This is a genomic window from Lentzea aerocolonigenes (assembly GCF_000955955.1).
GTDB classification, from domain to species: domain Bacteria; phylum Actinomycetota; class Actinomycetes; order Mycobacteriales; family Pseudonocardiaceae; genus Lentzea; species Lentzea aerocolonigenes_A.
The window spans coordinates 1-1,068 of the sequence record NZ_JYJG01000344.1 but is presented as its reverse complement, the minus strand read 5'-3'; the positions used below and the strand labels follow the sequence as shown (position 1 = coordinate 1,068).

The 1,068-nt window shown below is 68.7% G+C and carries 1 protein-coding gene; it reads left to right on the top strand.

Annotation, left to right across the window (positions count from 1 at the left end):
• Window positions 1–231: 231 nt before the first annotated feature.
• Window positions 232–759, top strand: coding sequence for a hypothetical protein (locus tag UK23_RS36730; protein WP_045316371.1), 528 nt, complete (start codon window positions 232–234; stop codon window positions 757–759).
• Window positions 760–1,068: the final 309 nt, after the last annotated feature.

Sequence of the window (1,068 nt, the reverse complement as noted above, 5' to 3'; positions counted from 1 at the left end):
GTGCCGCACCCGAACACCGCGATCGGGGTGTCCCCGCAGACGTGCCCGGCCGGCGCCGCGACGTCCTCGGTGCCACGACCGCCGGTTCTGGACCTCACAGGTCGGCGGTGCGTTCGCGCAGAGATCCTGCCCGAATGGCCCCGAAAGACCGGGTGGAGTCGAGAACCTCCGGGGATGGGACGAGCATCCTCGTCGGACCTCGTGAACGTCCGACGGCCTGGAGGAGTCTCGATGATCAGCTGGGACCGGTGCGGCGACTCCACCTACGTCGGAGTGCTGAGCAGGTACGAGATCGAGGTGCTGCGCAGCTACACCGACGGGCTCGTCTCGTTGCTGGACCACCACCTCGGCCTGTTCGACACGACGCCGGGCGGGTGGTCCTGGCCGCATCCCGCGCTGTGCCGCGACGCGAGGGTCACCGCGATCCTGCGGGCCGAGATCGGCGAACAGGAACCCGACTGGGTCTACTCCGTCTCGGCAGCCGCGTGCATGCGAGACGTCTCGTTCCACGCTCGCCTCATGGCGTGCGCGCTGTCGTCCTCCACCGGCGTCGTCCACCTCGCTTCACGGGCGGAAGCGGAAGCATGGTTGCGTTGCATCCGGCTCGTCCTCGTCACCGTCACCGCGGTGGCGGACGAACGGGGAGAGGTCCGCGGCAAGGCCTGTGAGCCGACCGTGTCCTGGCTGACCGAGGTGTCGGCCGGGCTCAGCGCGGTGCTGGACGACACCACCAGCCCGACGATGACGGCTGATCGCTGACGCACACCACCGCGCGCTCCGGCGGATCTCTCCTTCTGCTGTCCTCTGTGGACTGTCGGCTCTCTTCGCTTGAGACGACCGCGACGACCTCGGCTCCGGAGAGCGTTCCGATCAACGACAGGGCGTCGCCCAGCAGGTCCAGGTCCACCAACGCCAGATCGGGCCGGTCCACGGCCGGCACCCGTTCCGCCGCACGGACGGAGCGAGCTCTGCGCACCGATGCCCTGCGGAGGACGGACAGTTCCGTCAGCCCGCCTCCACGGTCCTGGTGACATCGTTCACCCAGAACAATGTCCGAAGTGGACTAGA

What these genes read in the sequence shown, in the direction of transcription:
- UK23_RS36730 (WP_045316371.1), top strand. Translation starts at nt 232, where the DNA reads ATGATCAGCTGGGACCGGTGCGGCGACTCCACCTACGTCGGAGTGCTG.